The organism is Bacillus sp. XT-2 (assembly GCF_025696525.1).
In the GTDB taxonomy this organism is placed as follows: Bacteria; Bacillota; Bacilli; order Bacillales; family Bacillaceae; genus Bacillus; species Bacillus halotolerans.
On sequence record NZ_JAHVOC010000013.1, the window covers coordinates 1 to 16,762 of the forward strand.

The window sequence follows — 16,762 nt, forward strand, 5'->3', positions numbered from 1 at the left end:
TACCCACGTGTTACTCACCCGTCCGCCGCTAACATCAGGGAGCAAGCTCCCATCTGTCCGCTCGACTTGCATGTATTAGGCACGCCGCCAGCGTTCGTCCTGAGCCAGGATCAAACTCTCCGATAAAGTAGTTTGACTGACTACGCACATCGCTGTGCGATTTATATTAAAACTTGAATTAACAGGTACGTTTTGTCTTGTTTAGTTTTCAAAGATCATTTATGCCGCTTAACGAAGCAGCTTTATTACTATAACATTCAGCTTCTTTTAAGTCAACACTTTTTTTAAAGGGTTAATGAAGCTTTTATTTGTTGTCAGCTGTTCATCAGCGACGAATAATAATATAACACGGATATTATCAAATGGTCAATAACTAATTTAATCTGTTTTAAAGAGACTTTTTATCAGTTATATTCGTTTGGCCAGGCACATAAGATGTAACACAAGAATGATGGACAAGATAAGGAGGCATCATCAGTGAATCACTTCTATGTGTGGCACATAAAACGCGTTAAACAATTTATCATTATACTTATCGCCGCATTTGCTGCAGCCAGCTTTTTTTATATCCAAAGAGCTGTCCCGCTCCCTGTGTTTTCGACTGACAGCGGACCGAAAGCCATTTATAAAGGAGAAACAGATTCAAAAGACATTGCTCTTACCTTTGATATCAGCTGGGGCGATGAGAAAGCCGAGCCTATTCTTAATACCCTGAAAACCAACGGCATCAAAAACGCGACGTTTTTTCTTTCCGCTTCTTGGGCCGAGCGCCACCCGGACACGGTGGCTCGCATTGTAAAGGACGGCCATCAAATAGGAAGTATGGGTTATGCTTATAAAAACTATGCCAATCTAGAGGATAGTGAAATAAAAAAGGACATTAACCGTGCGCGCACCGCCTTTGAAAAATTAGGAATCAAAGACATACGGCTCCTAAGACCTCCTACCGGTCAGTTCAATAAAAATGTCCTATCAATCGCAAAACAATATAACTATACAGTCGTTCACTATAGTGTGAACTCCCATGACTGGACGAATCCAGGCGTTGAAAAAATCGTCGATAATGTAAACCGCCAAGTTTCAGGAGGAGACATTATTCTTTTACACGCCTCAGACTCAGCTAAACAAACAGAAGAGGCCCTGCCTGAGATTATCCATCATATGAGAGAAAAAGGTTTAAAAAATGTCAACGTGGGAGATCTCATTGCAAACACAGATGCTAAATCCGCCGAAGTAAAATAAATTATTTCGCTGCAAACTTCGGCAGCATCAGCAATTGAAAAGCATTACACGCCATTAACGGAAAGAGCATTAAGTAAAGCCAGTCCTCATCATTTACTCTGAGCGCAGGAAACCATTCCAATGCAGTGATCACAACCATTAAAAATAAAGATGACACAAACGTTTTCTTTGAGGACTGCTTTTGTTTTATATACGCGGTAAGCAAACCGAAGATCAATAAAAATAACGGCAGCCACGCATAGCCAGCCATTGACTCTCCTCTATCTCCGAAAAATAAAAACCGCACGTACATTAAATCAAAAGCGACAAACAGGATGAAAAACAGCTGCAGTAAATTCCATAATGATGAAGATCTTAATATTTCGAGTGCAAACCGGTGAACTGTTAAAAACACGAAAAAACCCATTTGACTGATGACACTAAAAATCATGCCGACACCGATAAACCAAAATAAAACAGAGAAAATCTGGCCCGCTTCAAAATTCAGAAACAGCTCCTTATATCCCCCCCATTTTAAAGCAAAACCCACAACACTTGTGACAACCGCTCCGACAGCTAAAATAGAAAAGAAAAAACGAACTAAGCCACGGCTTTTCATTTCTTTATTCAACCCCTCAAAAATCGCAGATCGCGATATTTTGTTATGTATAATTCCAACCGGATGAATCATATTAAAAGTAAGATAAGTATGTGAAAGGAGCTTAAGCATGTCAAAAGCCAAAACGCTATTGATGGGCTGTTTTTTGATATTATCTGTAACAGCTTGCGCTCCAAAAGACCAAGCAGCGGATATGGATTATGATCAGACCAAAAAAATGGTTGTTGATATATTAAAAACAGATGATGGAAAGAAAGCAATTAAGGAATTATTAAACGATGATGCGATGAATGAAGCACTGGTGATTGATCAGGATGCCATTAAAGGAACAATAGAAAAAACACTCACCTCTAAAAAAGGTGCGGATTTTTGGAAAAACATCTTTGAAGACACTGAATTTGCGGAAAGCTTTGCTAAAACCCTTCAAACAGAGCATGAAAAAGTAATTAAAAAGCTGATGAAGGATCCGGATTACCAGAAAATGCTGATGAGTGTTATGCAGGACCCGGGAATGAATAAAAAATACAGCGAACTGGCAAAAAGCCAAGAATTCCGCAGTTATTTAGAACAAGTAATTACTGAAACACTTTCTAGTCCGCTTTACAAAAAACAGTTCGAAGATGAACTGAAAAAAGCAGCAGCAGAAACCGCTAAAGAAGGTGAGTAAAGGGAAGCCGGGATCAAAAAATCCCGGTTCGCCTTTTTATATTTGCACTTCCATTTTTTCAACGACTTTTTTTGCAATGTCATGATATATTTCACCGATTGGATGGCTTTCGTCATAAACAGACGGAGCAAATTGGTCTTTATCCCAATCAGGCTGTTTTAACGGTATTCTGCCGAGCAAAGGCACTTTAAGCTCCTCAGCAAGTTTATCTCCGCCGCCTTTGCCAAAGACATATTCTCTTTCCCCAGTCTTTGCACTTTCATAATAAGCCATGTTCTCTATGACGCCAACGACCTCATGATCTGTTTTAATAGCCATAGACCCCGCTCTGGCCGCAACAAAGGCTGCAGTCGGGTGCGGCGTTGATACGATAATTTCTTTACTGCTCGGAAGCATCGTATGTACATCAAGTGCGACGTCCCCTGTTCCAGGCGGAAGATCGAGAACGATATAGTCTACTTCTCCCCATTCTACTTCGTGGAAAAAGTTGTTGAGCATCTTGCCCAGCATTGGCCCTCTCCAGACGACAGGAGCATTTTCTTCAACGAAGAAACCCATCGACATGACCTTTACACCGAAGCGTTCAACAGGAAGCAGTTTGTCTCCTTCAATTGTTGGACGTACTGTAATGCCCATCATATCCGGCACACTAAAGCCGTAGATATCCGCGTCAATTAAACCGACCTTTTTCCCAAGCCGAGCCAGAGAAATAGCAAGGTTCACTGACACAGTTGATTTGCCTACTCCGCCTTTTCCGCTCGCTACAGCAAGGAAAACCGGCGGGTTATCCATATTTAACAATGTTTTGTTCTCTGTTGACGGCGCCCGAAATTTCGCAACTGTTTCTTCAGGCAGCTCTTCAAATCGAAGGCCTACCGTCTCAGCGCCTGCCCCTTTTAAGACATTTACGATTTCTTGCTGAACCTGCATTTGTTCTGCTGTTCCGGTTTTTGCAAGAGCCAATTTTACACTGACATGCCGTTTTTCAGGCTTTATTTTTACTTCCTTAACGGCATCCAATTCTCCCAGAGGTCTTTGAAGAAAAGGTTCGCGCATTTCACCGACTAGTTTTCTTACTTCATCTTCTCTTATCATCGAACCTCACCCTTTTGTGTATTCGTTTACAAACATTATTATATCATACATAAACAGCAGGTGTCTTTTGCTTAGAACCATGAGAAAACCCTCCTTTACTCCGGAGGGTCGCCTTTTTCTGTAAAGTATCTCAATATTCCTTTATATATGGAAGATGCCACTTTGTCCTGATATTTCGGTTTCCCCAGCATCTTTGCTTCTCCAGGATTGGATAAAAAACCGACTTCCACAAGCGCACCTGGTTTTGTGACGTTTTGCATTAAGTAAATACCATGAATTCTCTTTGCTTTTCGGGTTGTATTCTCCAGGTTTGTTCTCAACTCATCCTGAATGTATTTTGCAATTTTCTCGTTTTCCTCGTATTTTCCGTAATAAAAGCTTTGGGCTCCGCTCCATTTTTGTGACGGGATCGCATTAAGATGAATGCTAAGGTAGAGCTCAGCCTCTGAATTGTTAATTAAGTTTACTCGCTGTCTTAAGTCTTCCGCTTTTCGTTTACTATAGCCTCTTGTCCCTTCAGGAGCTAGATCGGTGTCACTTTCTCTAGTCATAATCACTAAGGCCCCTTGTTCCTGAAGATAATCCCTGACTCTGAAAGCCACTTCCAGGGTTATATCCTTCTCTAACAGCTTGCCGCCCACTGCCCCTCCATCAGGCCCGCCATGACCTGGATCAAGATAAATAATTTTTCCGCTCAAAGGCAGACTCCACGGATTCCAAGAATCGTTATTGCTGAATTGATACTTGAATAGAAACAGTAATACGATGAAGCCTAGCATAAAACTGAGCCATTTAAGCTTTTTCCTCATCCCTTCCCCTCCCGCTTGTCCGTTATTACATAAGTATGGGACAGGGTCGGGAAATATGATTAACGCATGCGAAGCTTACATTGTTTTTCTCTTTGGACAAACCCTTCTGTCCACCAGTCTTTGATGAATTTTCGTGCAGCTTCATAAACTGTGTTTTTATCAAACGTTGCGTATTGCTCATGTGTCCAATGATAAAGGTATTCAAAAAACTCCATACGAAGCTCTTCTTCTTCCCTTGCAGAGCGGGCACTAACACTTTGCATAGATTCTCCATAATACCCGAAAACCCCGAAACGCCCGCCTAACAAATAAGCTTCTATCGCAAAATCAATACAGCCTTCACTAATAACGTCCCTTTCATCCTGCAAAAATGGATATAATGGAGTAAGACATGCCTTTACAGACTGAATGATTTGTCTAAGTGAGAGTTCTTTGAGCAAGTTTTTTTCTAATTCAAAATCCTTTTGGCGTTTCACATCCATAAAAGACAGTACCTCTGCCATACAAATTCACTCTCCTTTTACCGGTTATTTTGAGGTTTGGGAGGTGAAACCATGCCCAAATTCGGTTGGAAATTCGCCCAAATGAAGGTGTCGATAACTTGAACATATTAAAAAGAGTGTAAAAAAAGCAGCTTTCTGCGGGGTAGGGAACTTATGTTTGTTCACAAAAGCAGAGGCAGCACAATAATAAAAGGCAGCTCCCTCTAATAGGTCGCTGCCTTCATACTTTAATGCTTCTTGTTGCAGAATATGTATTAATGTATTGATCCAATACAAAACCGCCTTTATCTTCATAAAAACCAGTGACAATAAAACCGGCATCGAGCTGTCCCTTAATTTGGTCTTCTAAGGAATGCCCGAATTCCAGAGCTTCATTATTTTCAATCAGCTTTTTCACCTTATGTTTTGGAAGATCTTCTGAGTCGGCGTATGGAATAGAGTGCTTTACTTTTAAAACGCCCTGCTCTTCTAATTCAATGTCAAACAGAAAAACAACTGGATTAACAAATCCTGAAATTAAAACGCCATTTCTTTTCAGCACGCGGTGCGCTTCTTTCCAAACCGGCAGGATATCTTCAACAAAAACATTGGCAACTGGATGTACGATGAAATCAAATGATTCATCTTCAAATTGACTGAGATCATCCATACTTCCTTTCACGGTGCGTATGGTCAAGCCGTCGCGATCAGCAACCATTCTGTCCTGTCCAAGCTGCTGTTCTGAGTTATCTAAGACGGTGACATCCGCTCCGGCTGCCGCTAAAACCGGGGCCTGCTGTCCGCCTCCTGAAGCCAAACAAAGCACCTTCAAGCCTTTTACAGGAGGAAACCAATCCTTTGGCACATTTTTAATAGGTGTTAACCTTATATCCCAATTCCCTTTTTTCGCTTGTTCAATGACATGCCGCTCTACAGCAACAGTCCATTCATTGCCTGTCTCTACTTTTTGATCCCAGGCTTTGCTATTATGATCTACTAACGCATTCATGAATCGTTCTCCTTACTTTAATGTTTAGAGTATAACAAATATTTCTAGATTGATACCGCTTTCCCTTTGCATATTCGGAAAAAAATTCATAAAACCGCAATAAATTAACAAAGGAGATATGTGATTTTATTGCTAGTGATTATAATATCACTTTTTCAAATCAAATTAATGACAAAGCACTTGATGCCGGCATTACGCTTTTCATTACCCTATGGCATTTGAACACTTATGTAAGACTCACTTCAGCACTAGACGTTTCTTTCTGCGATGCGAATTGGTATTTGAACGGTTCCGTGTTTCCAAAAACGAGTTGAAAATCCTTCAATTTGTGATAACAAACCATTTTAGCGAATAAATGCGTATGCCATTTGCAAAGGACGTTTGAATGGAGCACGCAGATGCGCTCTATTTATCTAGATGCAGATACACCAGTCATAGAATAGCATGCGCTTGAATTTACAGGGGCTCAAGATAGATCATTGAAGCATTGAATTGAAAGGTGACATATTTTGTGCTGGAGCTGAGGTTAAACTATTCGAAACCTTGTGAGAAAGACCGGCATTTAAAGACGATCGTTTTATAAAGCAAAAAAAGGATGCCTGTTTAATCGCTTCTGTTTTAATTCTTAAAAGAAAATAAAAAAAGCCCCCAACCCATGGTTGAGAGCTTTGAAACGTAAAATTAACGTTTTGAGAACTGAGGTGCACGACGAGCGCCTTTAAGACCGTATTTTTTACGTTCTTTCATACGAGCGTCACGAGTCAGAAGACCTGCACGTTTAAGTGTTGCACGGTATTCTGGATCTGCTTCAAGCAAAGCACGAGCGATACCATGACGGATTGCTCCAGCTTGACCAGATAAGCCGCCTCCATGTACGTTTACTAAAACATCATAAGTTCCAGCTGTTTCAGTCAAAGTTAATGGTTGTTTGATATCTTCGATTAGAGCTGGAGATGGGATGTGCTCGCTGATTTCACGATTATTAACGACGATACGACCTTCTCCTGGAACTAAGCGCACACGCGCTACAGAGCTTTTACGACGGCCAGTACCGTAATATTGAACCTGTGCCAAATTGGTAACCTCCTTTTTAATTAACCGCGAAGTTCGTAAACTTCAGGTTTTTGTGCTTCATGTGGATGCTCAGAACCACGGTATACGTTCAATTTTTTGAACATTTGACGACCTAGAGAACCTTTTGGAAGCATGCCTTTGATAGCAAGCTCAAGCATTTTCTCAGGGTAGTTTGTACGCATTTCAAGAGCAGTTCTTGATTTTAATCCGCCTGGATGTTGAGTGTGACGGTAGTAGATTTTGTCAGTTAACTTTTTACCAGTTAACTCGATTTTTTCAGCGTTGATGATGATCACATGATCTCCAGTATCAACGTGTGGTGTGTAAGTTGGTTTGTGTTTTCCGCGAAGGATAGCTGCAACTTCTGAAGAAAGACGACCTAAAGTCTTGCCAGCAGCATCAACAACTAACCACTTGCGTTCAATAGTACTTGCGTTAGCCATAGGTGTTGTACGCATTGAATTTCCCTCCTAAATGATCTGTCATTTTCAATAAACTTCGATTACGTTCTATTTCACAACACAATAAGTTCCGGGGCTTATCGTGGGGTTGAAATACATACCATATGATATCTTATAACTTTATGCAGACTCTGTCAAGAAAATATTATACACCTGGTTTAGTTGTCATAGTAAACGTTCCATAAGTACAGTCCGTGTCCCGGTGCTGTGCGCCCTGCTGCTTCGCGGTCCTTCGCTTCCAGCATGGATTTCACATCATCAGGAGAAATTTTTTCAATACCTGCATCCAGCAAAGTACCTGCAATAATTCTGACCATATTATATAGGAAACCGCTGCCTGTGATCCGCATTTGCAGGCCGTCATCAGTCTCAGTCCAATCGAGTTCGTAAATCGTTCTCACTTTGTCCTGCACTTCCGTTTTAGCCGCACAAAAGCTTGTAAAATCATGTGTTCCTACAAGATGCTTTGCCGCTTCTCTCATGTTCTGCACATTGAGGCGATATGAAAAATGGTAAGCGTAATGCCGTTTAAATACGTCCGGGTGTTTCTCCGTGTATACAAAGTAGCGATATTCCTTTTTAACTGCGCTAAATCGTGCATGGAACCCATCATCCGCAATTTCTGCCGTTTTGACTGCAATATCATCCGGAAGCAGTGCATTTAAAGCATATGGCCATCTCTCAGCCGGAATAGAGAGCGGTGTATCAAAATGAATCACCTGTCCGGCTGCATGAACCCCGCTGTCCGTCCTTCCAGAGGAAACGACCGGGATTCTGTCTTTTGACTTATGCAGGACAGCCAGCGCCTTCTCCAGCTCATCCTGAACCGTTCTTTTACCCGGCTGTACTTGATATCCTTTAAACAAATGTCCGTCATAAGAAATCGTGCATTTCAGTCTCATAAAGCACCTCTAAGCCCTTAAGAAAAATAACAGAGCAGCCAATATGAACAAGCTGACGATGACAGACGTATCCTTTGCCGTCCATACAAGCTTTCTGTATTTAGTGCGGCCCTCTCCGCCTTGATAGCCTCTTGCTTCCATTGCAACCGCAAGCTCTTCAGCACGCTTAAACGCACTGACAAAGAGTGGGACTAGCAGCGGCACAATTGCCTTCACTCTGTCTTTAAGCGGTCCGCTTGTAAAATCCACGCCTCTCGCCATCTGAGCCTTCATAATCTTATCTGTCTCCTCCATCAAGGTTGGGATAAACCGTAAAGAGATCGACATCATAAGAGCCAGCTCATGAACAGGAAGCTTCAATTTTTTAAATGGGTTGAGCAGCTGTTCCATCCCATCGGTAATCTCAATAGGTGTTGTTGTCAGCGTTAATAGAGTGGTTATTAAAATCAGATAGACGAACCTAAGGGAAATGAAAATCCCTTGTACCAAACCGCCCTCATAGATCTTGAAAAAGCCAAGTTCAAAAATAACCGGCCCTTCATGTGTCATGAAAATATGGAGCAGGAACGTAAAAAGAACAATCCAGATGATCGGCTTTAGCCCTTTCATCAAAAAGGAAAAAGGAACTCTTGTTAAGGAAACAACGCCTGCTGTAAATAAACCAAGCAGCGCATATGTCTGCACATTATTGGCCAGGAAAACGATACAGACAAACAAAAAGATCGTAACCAATTTTGTTCTTGGATCAAGCCGGTGCACAAGCGAAGAACCCGGCACATACTTGCCGATAATCATGCTGTCCATCATAAGGTTTTTCCCCCCTGAAAAAGAGCACGGATTTCAGCAGCGGCATCTTCTATTGTGAGCAGAGGTTCTTTAAATTTGATACCAAGTGCGGCTTCCAGCTGTCTTTGGAATTTAATCGTTTCCGGAAGGTCCAGCCCCCAGCCGGCCATTTCTTCCCCTTTTAAGAACAAGTCTCGCGGACTGCCTGATGCCTGGATAGTTCCTTTATGCATCACGATCATTTCATCAGCATAGGCAGCCGCATCCTCCATGCTGTGGGTAACAAGAATTGTCGTCAGGTTTCCCCGTTGGTGGAGCTCATAAAACATGTCCATGATCTCTTTTCGCCCTCTTGGATCCAGCCCTGCTGTCGGCTCATCGAGAACAAGCACTTCAGGATCCATCGCAAGCACCCCGGCAATTGCAACCCTGCGCATTTGTCCTCCGCTTAATTCAAAAGGTGATCTGTCCAGAAGCTCTTCAGATAAACCTACAAGCTTCAGCATCTCTCTCGCTTTTTGTTCAGCGTCTTCCTTTTTCACACCAAAGTTCATCGGTCCAAATGAAATATCTTTAAGAACTGTTTCTTCGAATAATTGATGTTCGGGGAATTGGAAAACGATTCCGACTTTTTTTCGGAGGGATTTAAGCTCTTTATTCTTTTTTCCTGCCTGTATAACGGTACTGCCTAATGAAATATGCCCCTTTGTAGGCTTCAGGAGACCATTCAGGTGCTGAAGAAGAGTGGATTTACCGGAGCCTGTATGCCCTATTACGGCCACATAGCTGCCTTCCTTAATCGATGCATTGATATCATACAGGGCAAGGCGCTCAAACGGCGTCTTTATCTGATAGCGATGCTCTACATCTTTGATTGTAATGTCCATAGCTCGTTCACCAGCCCTTCCTGAGTCAAATGATTTTCTTCCAAAGCCAGTCCATTTTCTCTTAAGAGCTGGCTGAGCTGGAATGAGAAGGGTAAATCAAGCCCGATTCGAACAAGTTCCTTATTCAATTTAAAAATTTCTTCAGGCGTACCCTCGGCATATTTCTTACCGCCATTCATGACAATGATTCTGTCAGCTTTTGCTGCCTCATTCAGATCATGTGTAATCGAGATGACAGTTGCCATGCCTTGCTCTTTTAAATGTCTTACCGTTTCAAGCACTTCTTCTCGCCCGATCGGGTCAAGCATGGATGTTGCTTCATCTAAGATAATAATATCAGGACGTGCGGCAATAATCCCTGCTATCGCAACTCTCTGCTTTTGGCCTCCGGAGAGATGGTGCGGCTCTTGATCAAGAAAATCCTGCATGTTGACCTGTTTGACAGCCCAATCTACTCTCTCAATCATTTCTTCCCGCGGTACACCATTGTTTTCTAAACCAAAAGCCACATCATCGCGAACTGTCGTTCCGACAAATTGGTTATCCGGATTTTGAAAGACCATTCCAATCTTCTTACGCACTTCCCACACTGACTCCTCTGTCAGTTGAATTCCAGCAACCTTTATGTCGCCTGATTCAGGAAGGATTAAACCATTCAATGCCCGGGCCAGTGTTGATTTCCCTGAACCGTTATGACCTACAATTGCAAGCCATTCACCCTCATACACCTGCAGGGAGACGCCATCTAGTGCTCGTCTTTCTGCGTCTTTCCGATATCGAAAAACGATATCCTCTACCGATATCAACTGATTTTGATTCACGGACAACCGGCCTCCTCTCAGCTCATACTCTGCTTGTCTCTCTATTGAAAAAGTTGCAGTATCTAAAAAAAGGGCATAGATCCAGTTAGAAACTGTCCCGCCCTTCTTTAGATACACAAAAATATGTGATTAAACCAATTCGATAATTGCCATTGGTGCTCCGTCACCACGGCGAGGACCAAGCTTCATAATACGTGTGTATCCACCTTGGCGCTCCTCGTAACGAGTTGCAATGTCAGAGAATAATTTTTGAAGTGCATCTTGGTTATTTTCTTCGTTAGCAACCTCGTTGCGGATGTATGCAGCAGCTTGACGGCGAGCGTGAAGATCACCGCGTTTGCCAAGCGTGATCATTTTTTCAACTACAGAGCGAAGTTCTTTCGCACGTGTTTCAGTTGTTTCGATTCTTTCGTTGATGATCAAATCAGTTGTAAGATCACGAAGCATAGCCTTACGCTGTGCACTCGTACGTCCTAGTTTTCTGTATGACATGTGATGTCCCCTCCTTTATTGGAATGCTTTTTCTGAATTATAAACACACGAAAATCCTAGTTCACAAGGGAAACTAGTCAATCGTCTTTGCGAAGTCCGAGTCCAAGTTCTTCTAGTTTCGCTTTCACTTCTTCAAGTGATTTACGTCCTAGATTACGAACTTTCATCATATCTTCTTCCGTCTTGTTCGCAAGCTCTTGAACCGTGTTGATACCCGCACGCTTTAAGCAGTTGTAAGAACGAACAGAAAGATCCAATTCTTCAATCGTCATTTCAAGAACTTTCTCTTTTTGATCTTCTTCTTTTTCAACCATGATTTCAGCATGCTGAGCTTCGTCAGTTAAACCAACGAATATATTAAGGTGTTCAGTTAAAATCTTTGAACCAAGCGCAATCGCTTCTTTAGGTCCAGTGCTTCCATCAGTCCAAACATCAAGTGTAAGTTTGTCATAGTTTGCAACCTGGCCTACACGAGTGTTCTCTACTTGATATGATACACGAGAAACTGGCGTATAGATTGAATCGATCGGAATCACGCCGATAGGCTGATCGTCTCTTTTGTTTGCGTCAGCAGGCGTATACCCACGTCCTCTTTGAGCAGTAAGGCGAACTCGGAAACTCGCATTCTCACCAAGAGTCGCGATATGAAGATCAGGATTTAAGATCTCTACATCACTATCGTGTGTAATATCAGCCGCTGTTACAGTTCCATCACCCTGTACATCAATTTCTAGCGTCTTCTCTTCATCAGAGTAGATTTTCAATGCAAGCTTTTTAATGTTTAAGATAATCGTTGTAACATCTTCCACAACGCCTTCAATTGTCGAGAATTCGTGCAGTACACCATCTATCTGGATTGATGTTACAGCGGCACCAGGGAGTGAGGATAAGAGGATACGACGTAAGGAGTTACCCAGAGTTGTACCATATCCACGCTCAAGTGGCTCTACGACAAACTTACCAAATTTGGCATCGTCGCTGATTTCAACCGTTTCGATTTTTGGTTTTTCAATCTCGATCATTACTTAAAACCCTCCTTCAAAACGTCGAAACCTCGAATAGAATCATATGAGATTCCATCCGAAATTCCCCATTGTTTAGTCCCGTATGTGCTCAGGCAACGAGTCGGTGCATTCGTTTAATAAATAACTGTATCATAACCCATTATTGACAGGGACACAAAATCTATACAAACAAATTACACGCGGCGACGTTTTGGTGGACGGCATCCGTTATGAGGAACAGGAGTTACGTCTCTGATAGCAGTGACTTCTAATCCAGCAGCTTGAAGCGCACGGATAGCAGCTTCACGACCTGAACCAGGGCCTTTTACAGTAACCTCAAGAGTTTTAAGTCCATGTTCGATTGAACCTTTAGCAGCTGTTTCTGCAGCCATTTGTGCAGCAAAAGGAGTAGATTTACGAGAACCTCTGAATCCTAGAGCTCCGGCACTAGACCAAGAAAGAGCATTACCATGAGTGTCAGTGATCGTAACGATCGTGTTATTGAAAGTTGAACGAATATGAGCAATTCCAGACTCAATATTCTTTTTCACGCGACGTTTACGCGTGTTAGATTTACGAGCAGCAGCCATTGTTTAGGTACCTCCCTTACTTATTTTTTCTTGTTAGCTACAGTACGACGCGGACCTTTACGAGTACGCGCATTGTTTTTAGAGTTTTGTCCGCGAACAGGCAAACCTCTGCGATGACGGATTCCGCGGTAGCTTCCGATTTCGATCAGACGCTTAATGTTAAGAGAAACTTCACGGCGAAGGTCACCTTCTACTTTCAGTTTGTCAATAACATCACGGATTTTACCAAGTTCTTCTTCAGTAAGATCACGCACACGAGTATCTTCTGAAACACCAGCCTCTTTCAAGACTTGCTGAGCCGTTGTGCGGCCAATTCCGAAGACATATGTTAAAGAAATAACAACACGTTTGTCACGTGGGATATCTACACCAGCAATACGAGCCATTCTCTGGGCACCTCCTTATAAATTATCCTTGTTTTTGTTTATGCTTTGGATTTTCACAGATCACCATTACTTTTCCTTTTCTGCGAATAACTTTACATTTTTCGCAGATTGGTTTAACTGATGGTCTCACTTTCATGTGTTTCCAACCTCCTTCAGTTTCCGGAGTGCTTTATTTGTAACGGTACGTAATCCTGCCACGAGTTAAGTCATATGGAGATAATTCTACCGTAACTTTGTCTCCAGGTAAAATGCGAATGAAGTGCATGCGGATTTTACCAGATACGTGAGCCAAAACAGTGTGTCCATTTTCGAGTTCAACTTTGAACATCGCGTTTGGCAATGTTTCGACTATCGTACCTTCCACTTCAATTACATCGTCTTTCGCCATTCAAGTGTTCTCCCTTCTTCAAATCAGTAACTTGCTTTCTGACAAATTTCAAAAGAGAAAATCTCAGTTTTCCGTTTGTCACACGCCCTGTTTCGTTTATACTGTTCTGAACTTCCGGAGATACGCAATCATAAAGGGTTAAATGATTGATATTCTATTTCTTAGGAGAATGAAATGTACGCTTTTCTCCGTCTGCTATTAGTACATGATGATTACAATTCCACCGACAACGGCAAGATGAATTCGCTCCTGCCAATGTTAAACCGAACCTTCTGCCCTATCAAGCCGGAAAAACATCTGCCTTCGGAATGATGTCATCATCTAGACTTTTGTCAGTATATCAAAACCCGTTTCCGTAATCGCAATTGTATGTTCAAAATGAGCACACTTTTTCCCATCTACCGTTACAACCGTCCAGTTATCAGCCAAAGTTTTCACATAGCGGCTGCCAGCGTTCACCATAGGTTCAATAGCGAGAACCATGCCAGGTTTAAGCCGTGGTCCTTTGTTGGGCGGACCGTAATGAGGAATTTGCGGGTCCTCATGCAAGTCTTGACCAACACCATGTCCGACATACTCCCTAACAACTGAAAACTGCTCATTTTCGACATACGTTTGTATTGCGTGGGAAATATTCGACAAACGTTCACCTGGTTTTGCTTCCTGCAAGCCTTTATATAAAGATTCCTCTGTCACTTCCAGAAGTTTTTTATCATCATCACTGATGTTTCCTACCGGATATGTCCATGCAGAGTCACCATGATAACCATTTAATTTAGCACCGATATCAATACTGATGATGTCACCGTCACGCAGCACCCTGCTGCCAGGAATGCCGTGAACGAGCTCTTCATTCACTGATACGCAAATGCTCCCGCGAAACCCATTATACCCCTTAAAAGATGGGATTGCACCCTGCTTCTTAATAAAACGTTCGGCAATTTGATCCAATTCTTTTGTCGAGATTCCTGGTTTAATGTGCTTTTTTAACTCTTCGTGAGTCAAAGCCACGATTCGCCCTGCTTCCCGCATGATACCAAGTTCACGTGGGGTTTTACAGATAATCATTTTTTTAATCCTCCAAGAAGATCCTTCACATCTGCATAAACATCTTGAATGTCCTGCTGGCCATTCACGTTTACAAGATAACCTTTCTCAGAATAGAAATCGAGTAAAGGCTGAGTCTGCTTCATGTTTACCTCAAGCCGTTTAGAGACTGTTTCCTCATTATCATCTGCCCGTTGATAGAGTTCGCCTCCGTCTTTATCACAAACACCCGGCGTTTTCGGCGGATTAAAGACTAAATGATAGGTTGTGCCGCAAACACTGCAAATTCTGCGTCCAGTCAGACGTTCCATTAAAGAATCTTTATCAACTTTAATGTTAATGACATAATCAATCGGCTTGCCGTATTCTTCAAGAATTTCTTCAAGAGCTTCGGCTTGAGCGACTGTTCGCGGAAATCCGTCCAGAAGAAAACCTCTTTCACAATCATCTTTGCCAAGTCTTTCTTTGACAATTCCAATTGTGACTTCATCAGGTACGAGCTCTCCCTTATCAATATAAGATTTTGCTTCGAGTCCGAGTGATGTTTCCTCTTTCATAGCAGCACGGAACATATCTCCTGTTGAGATGTGAGGTATTCCATAATCCTCAACAATTCGTTCGCCCTGTGTACCTTTACCGGCACCAGGAAGCCCCATTAAGACTAAGTTCATTCGGATTTCCCCCGTCCTCTCTTAATTAAGAGGGAATGGATAAATCCATTTCCTCTAGTTTTTCATAAATCCACGGTAGTTTCGTTTCACCAACTGGCTTTCTAGTTGTTTCATTGTCTCCAAGGCTACCCCGACAACAATTAACAAAGATGTTCCGCCAATTTGTGCACTTTGAGGCAATCCAGCGAATTGAATGAAAAAGATAGGAAGAATGGAAATCACGGCTAAGAATAAAGCACCCACAAACGTAAGTCGATACAAAATGCTCGTAATTCTATCTTGAGTCATTTTCCCTGGACGAACCCCCGGGATATAGCCACCCTGTTTTTTAAGGTTATCAGCCATTTGTTCAGGATTAACCTGGACAAAAGCATAAAAGTACGTAAAGGCAATAATTAACGCAACATATATAGTCATCCCCACCGGATGTGTATTGTCAAAGTTGGCTTGAATCCACTTTGTCACATCGTTTGTTCCAAAGAATGACGCGATCGTACGCGGTGTTATTAAAAACGCAACCGCAAAGATTACTGGAATAACACCGGCAGGATTCACTTTCAATGGAAGGTGAGTAGACTGACCTCCGCCAGCAGGTGAACGACCTGTGCCTTTAGCATATTGAATCGCAATTTTCCGTACAGCTTGCTGAATGAAAATAACTCCAACAATAACTGCTAAAATCGCAATCACAAGAAGAGCGACTTTCACAATATGAATAAACAGCTGATCGTTGCTGCCGACAAATTGAGTCTCATATATTTGTCCAACCGTTTTCGGAATACTAGACACAATCCCCGCGAAGATAATGATCGATATTCCGTTGCCTACTCCATGAGATGTGATTTGTTCTCCAAGCCACATTAAAAAGGCAGTTCCGCCAGTGAGTACTAAAGCGATGATCAGATATGTGGATACGCCGGATTTTTCAATCAGCAATCCGTTAGCCAAATTGTTAAATCCGTATGACATACCCAACGCTTGGATAAATCCAAGGACAATCGTAAAGTATCTTGTGAACTGAGCCAATTTACGGCGGCCGACTTCACCCTGCTTAGACCACTCAGTAAACTTCGGCACAACATCCATCTGAAGCAGCTGGATGATGATTGAAGCTGTGATGTAAGGAGTAATCCCCATTGCGAAAATAGAGAATTGGTAAAGCGCACCGCCGCCAAATGTATTAAGAAGATCAAATACTCCCATTTGAGACTGTGCCTGTAACACATCAGCGTTAACATACGGCACAGGAATAAACGCACCTATGCGAAAGACGATAAGCATGAGTAAAGTGAATATGATTTTATTCCGGATATCACTCACACGCATAAAGTTGGAGATTGTTTTAAACAAG

Annotated in this window: 22 protein-coding genes, 1 rRNA gene and 1 pseudogene; 2 read left to right on the plus strand and 22 right to left on the minus strand. The window is 42.2% G+C overall.

Features of this window, described 5'->3' with window-relative positions; genetic code table 11:
* A 16S ribosomal RNA gene (locus KXD37_RS22755) occupies nucleotides 1–126 on the minus strand; the annotation flags it as partial.
* A 351-nt stretch (nucleotides 127–477) separates the two neighbouring features.
* Between KXD37_RS22755 and pdaB the strand changes: the two genes are divergently transcribed.
* Nucleotides 478–1,242, plus strand: coding sequence for a polysaccharide deacetylase family sporulation protein PdaB (gene pdaB, locus KXD37_RS22760; RefSeq protein WP_101861377.1), 765 nt, complete (start codon nucleotides 478–480; stop codon nucleotides 1,240–1,242).
* Nucleotide 1,243: 1 nt separating this feature from the next.
* Here pdaB and kbaA read toward each other — a convergent pair whose 3' ends face one another.
* Entirely contained in the window at nucleotides 1,244–1,840 is a 597-nt protein-coding gene (gene kbaA, locus KXD37_RS22765) for a KinB-signaling pathway activation protein (protein ID WP_044153392.1), read from the minus strand.
* Nucleotides 1,841–1,949: 109 nt separating this feature from the next.
* Between kbaA and gerD the strand changes: the two genes are divergently transcribed.
* A complete protein-coding gene (gene gerD, locus KXD37_RS22770; RefSeq protein WP_010332792.1) occupies nucleotides 1,950–2,507 on the plus strand; it encodes a spore germination lipoprotein GerD in 558 nt (185 codons plus the stop codon).
* Nucleotides 2,508–2,543: 36 nt separating this feature from the next.
* On the opposite strand, the gene salA is transcribed toward gerD, so the two are convergent.
* The 20 genes and pseudogenes from salA to secY all read right to left on the minus strand — a co-directional run bounded on the left by salA (nucleotide 2,544) and on the right by secY (nucleotide 16,761).
* Entirely contained in the window at nucleotides 2,544–3,602 is a 1,059-nt protein-coding gene (gene salA, locus KXD37_RS22775; RefSeq protein ID WP_188323436.1) for an iron-sulfur carrier protein/transcriptional regulator SalA, read from the minus strand.
* Nucleotides 3,603–3,697: 95 nt separating this feature from the next.
* The gene (gene cwlD / locus KXD37_RS22780; RefSeq protein ID WP_044153395.1) at nucleotides 3,698–4,411 is read right to left on the minus strand and encodes an N-acetylmuramoyl-L-alanine amidase CwlD; all 714 of its coding nucleotides are present in this window, start codon (nucleotides 4,409–4,411) and stop codon (nucleotides 3,698–3,700) included.
* A gap of 59 nt (nucleotides 4,412–4,470) precedes the next feature.
* Nucleotides 4,471–4,914 (minus strand): YbaK family protein, encoded by a 444-nt coding sequence (locus KXD37_RS22785; protein WP_263463747.1) that lies wholly within the window; start codon nucleotides 4,912–4,914, stop codon nucleotides 4,471–4,473.
* A gap of 220 nt (nucleotides 4,915–5,134) precedes the next feature.
* Nucleotides 5,135–5,902 (minus strand): class I SAM-dependent methyltransferase, encoded by a 768-nt coding sequence (locus KXD37_RS22790; RefSeq protein ID WP_095714778.1) that lies wholly within the window; start codon nucleotides 5,900–5,902, stop codon nucleotides 5,135–5,137.
* A gap of 681 nt (nucleotides 5,903–6,583) precedes the next feature.
* Nucleotides 6,584–6,976 (minus strand): 30S ribosomal protein S9, encoded by a 393-nt coding sequence (gene rpsI, locus KXD37_RS22795; RefSeq protein ID WP_003225846.1) that lies wholly within the window; start codon nucleotides 6,974–6,976, stop codon nucleotides 6,584–6,586.
* Nucleotides 6,977–6,996: 20 nt separating this feature from the next.
* The gene (gene rplM / locus KXD37_RS22800) at nucleotides 6,997–7,434 is read right to left on the minus strand and encodes a 50S ribosomal protein L13 (protein ID WP_003241966.1); all 438 of its coding nucleotides are present in this window, start codon (nucleotides 7,432–7,434) and stop codon (nucleotides 6,997–6,999) included.
* 161 nt (nucleotides 7,435–7,595) lie between these two features.
* Nucleotides 7,596–8,339 carry a tRNA pseudouridine(38-40) synthase TruA gene (gene truA, locus KXD37_RS22805; RefSeq protein WP_151174696.1) on the minus strand — a complete coding sequence of 248 codons (744 nt, stop codon included), beginning with the start codon at nucleotides 8,337–8,339 and terminating at the stop codon, nucleotides 7,596–7,598.
* A 9-nt stretch (nucleotides 8,340–8,348) separates the two neighbouring features.
* Complete coding sequence (locus tag KXD37_RS22810; protein ID WP_101861381.1) at nucleotides 8,349–9,146, minus strand: energy-coupling factor transporter transmembrane component T family protein; 798 nt, start codon at nucleotides 9,144–9,146, stop codon at nucleotides 8,349–8,351.
* The gene (locus KXD37_RS22815) at nucleotides 9,143–10,012 is read right to left on the minus strand and encodes an energy-coupling factor ABC transporter ATP-binding protein (protein ID WP_095714782.1); all 870 of its coding nucleotides are present in this window, start codon (nucleotides 10,010–10,012) and stop codon (nucleotides 9,143–9,145) included. Before KXD37_RS22815 ends, KXD37_RS22810 begins: the two co-directional genes overlap by 4 nt.
* Nucleotides 9,988–10,833: an energy-coupling factor ABC transporter ATP-binding protein gene (locus KXD37_RS22820; RefSeq protein WP_095714783.1), complete on the minus strand. Its 846-nt coding sequence runs from the start codon at nucleotides 10,831–10,833 to the stop codon at nucleotides 9,988–9,990. Before KXD37_RS22820 ends, KXD37_RS22815 begins: the two co-directional genes overlap by 25 nt.
* A 129-nt stretch (nucleotides 10,834–10,962) precedes the next feature.
* Nucleotides 10,963–11,325 carry a 50S ribosomal protein L17 gene (rplQ, locus tag KXD37_RS22825; protein WP_003225836.1) on the minus strand — a complete coding sequence of 121 codons (363 nt, stop codon included), beginning with the start codon at nucleotides 11,323–11,325 and terminating at the stop codon, nucleotides 10,963–10,965.
* A gap of 77 nt (nucleotides 11,326–11,402) precedes the next feature.
* Nucleotides 11,403–12,347, minus strand: coding sequence for a DNA-directed RNA polymerase subunit alpha (locus tag KXD37_RS22830; protein WP_010332783.1), 945 nt, complete (start codon nucleotides 12,345–12,347; stop codon nucleotides 11,403–11,405).
* A 176-nt stretch (nucleotides 12,348–12,523) separates the two neighbouring features.
* Nucleotides 12,524–12,919 carry a 30S ribosomal protein S11 gene (gene rpsK, locus KXD37_RS22835; protein WP_010332782.1) on the minus strand — a complete coding sequence of 132 codons (396 nt, stop codon included), beginning with the start codon at nucleotides 12,917–12,919 and terminating at the stop codon, nucleotides 12,524–12,526.
* A 20-nt stretch (nucleotides 12,920–12,939) separates the two neighbouring features.
* Complete coding sequence (rpsM, locus tag KXD37_RS22840) at nucleotides 12,940–13,305, minus strand: 30S ribosomal protein S13 (protein WP_003156545.1); 366 nt, start codon at nucleotides 13,303–13,305, stop codon at nucleotides 12,940–12,942.
* A gap of 22 nt (nucleotides 13,306–13,327) precedes the next feature.
* A complete protein-coding gene (gene rpmJ / locus KXD37_RS22845; protein ID WP_003156543.1) occupies nucleotides 13,328–13,441 on the minus strand; it encodes a 50S ribosomal protein L36 in 114 nt (37 codons plus the stop codon).
* Between the two features lie 33 nt (nucleotides 13,442–13,474).
* A complete protein-coding gene (gene infA / locus KXD37_RS22850) occupies nucleotides 13,475–13,693 on the minus strand; it encodes a translation initiation factor IF-1 (protein WP_003156508.1) in 219 nt (72 codons plus the stop codon).
* Nucleotides 13,671–13,907, minus strand: a pseudogene (locus KXD37_RS22855) (RNA-binding protein); the annotation flags it as partial. The pseudogene KXD37_RS22855 and the gene infA, both read right to left, overlap by 23 nt.
* Nucleotides 13,908–14,014: 107 nt before the next feature.
* Complete coding sequence (map, locus tag KXD37_RS22860) at nucleotides 14,015–14,761, minus strand: type I methionyl aminopeptidase (protein ID WP_044153406.1); 747 nt, start codon at nucleotides 14,759–14,761, stop codon at nucleotides 14,015–14,017.
* Nucleotides 14,758–15,411 carry an adenylate kinase gene (locus KXD37_RS22865; RefSeq protein WP_010332780.1) on the minus strand — a complete coding sequence of 218 codons (654 nt, stop codon included), beginning with the start codon at nucleotides 15,409–15,411 and terminating at the stop codon, nucleotides 14,758–14,760. The genes map and KXD37_RS22865 overlap by 4 nt, the downstream gene beginning before the upstream one ends.
* 54 nt (nucleotides 15,412–15,465) lie before the next feature.
* On the minus strand, nucleotides 15,466–16,761 hold the full coding sequence (gene secY / locus KXD37_RS22870) for a preprotein translocase subunit SecY (protein ID WP_044153408.1): 1,296 nt from the start codon (nucleotides 16,759–16,761) through the stop codon (nucleotides 15,466–15,468).
* Nucleotide 16,762: the final 1 nt, after the last annotated feature.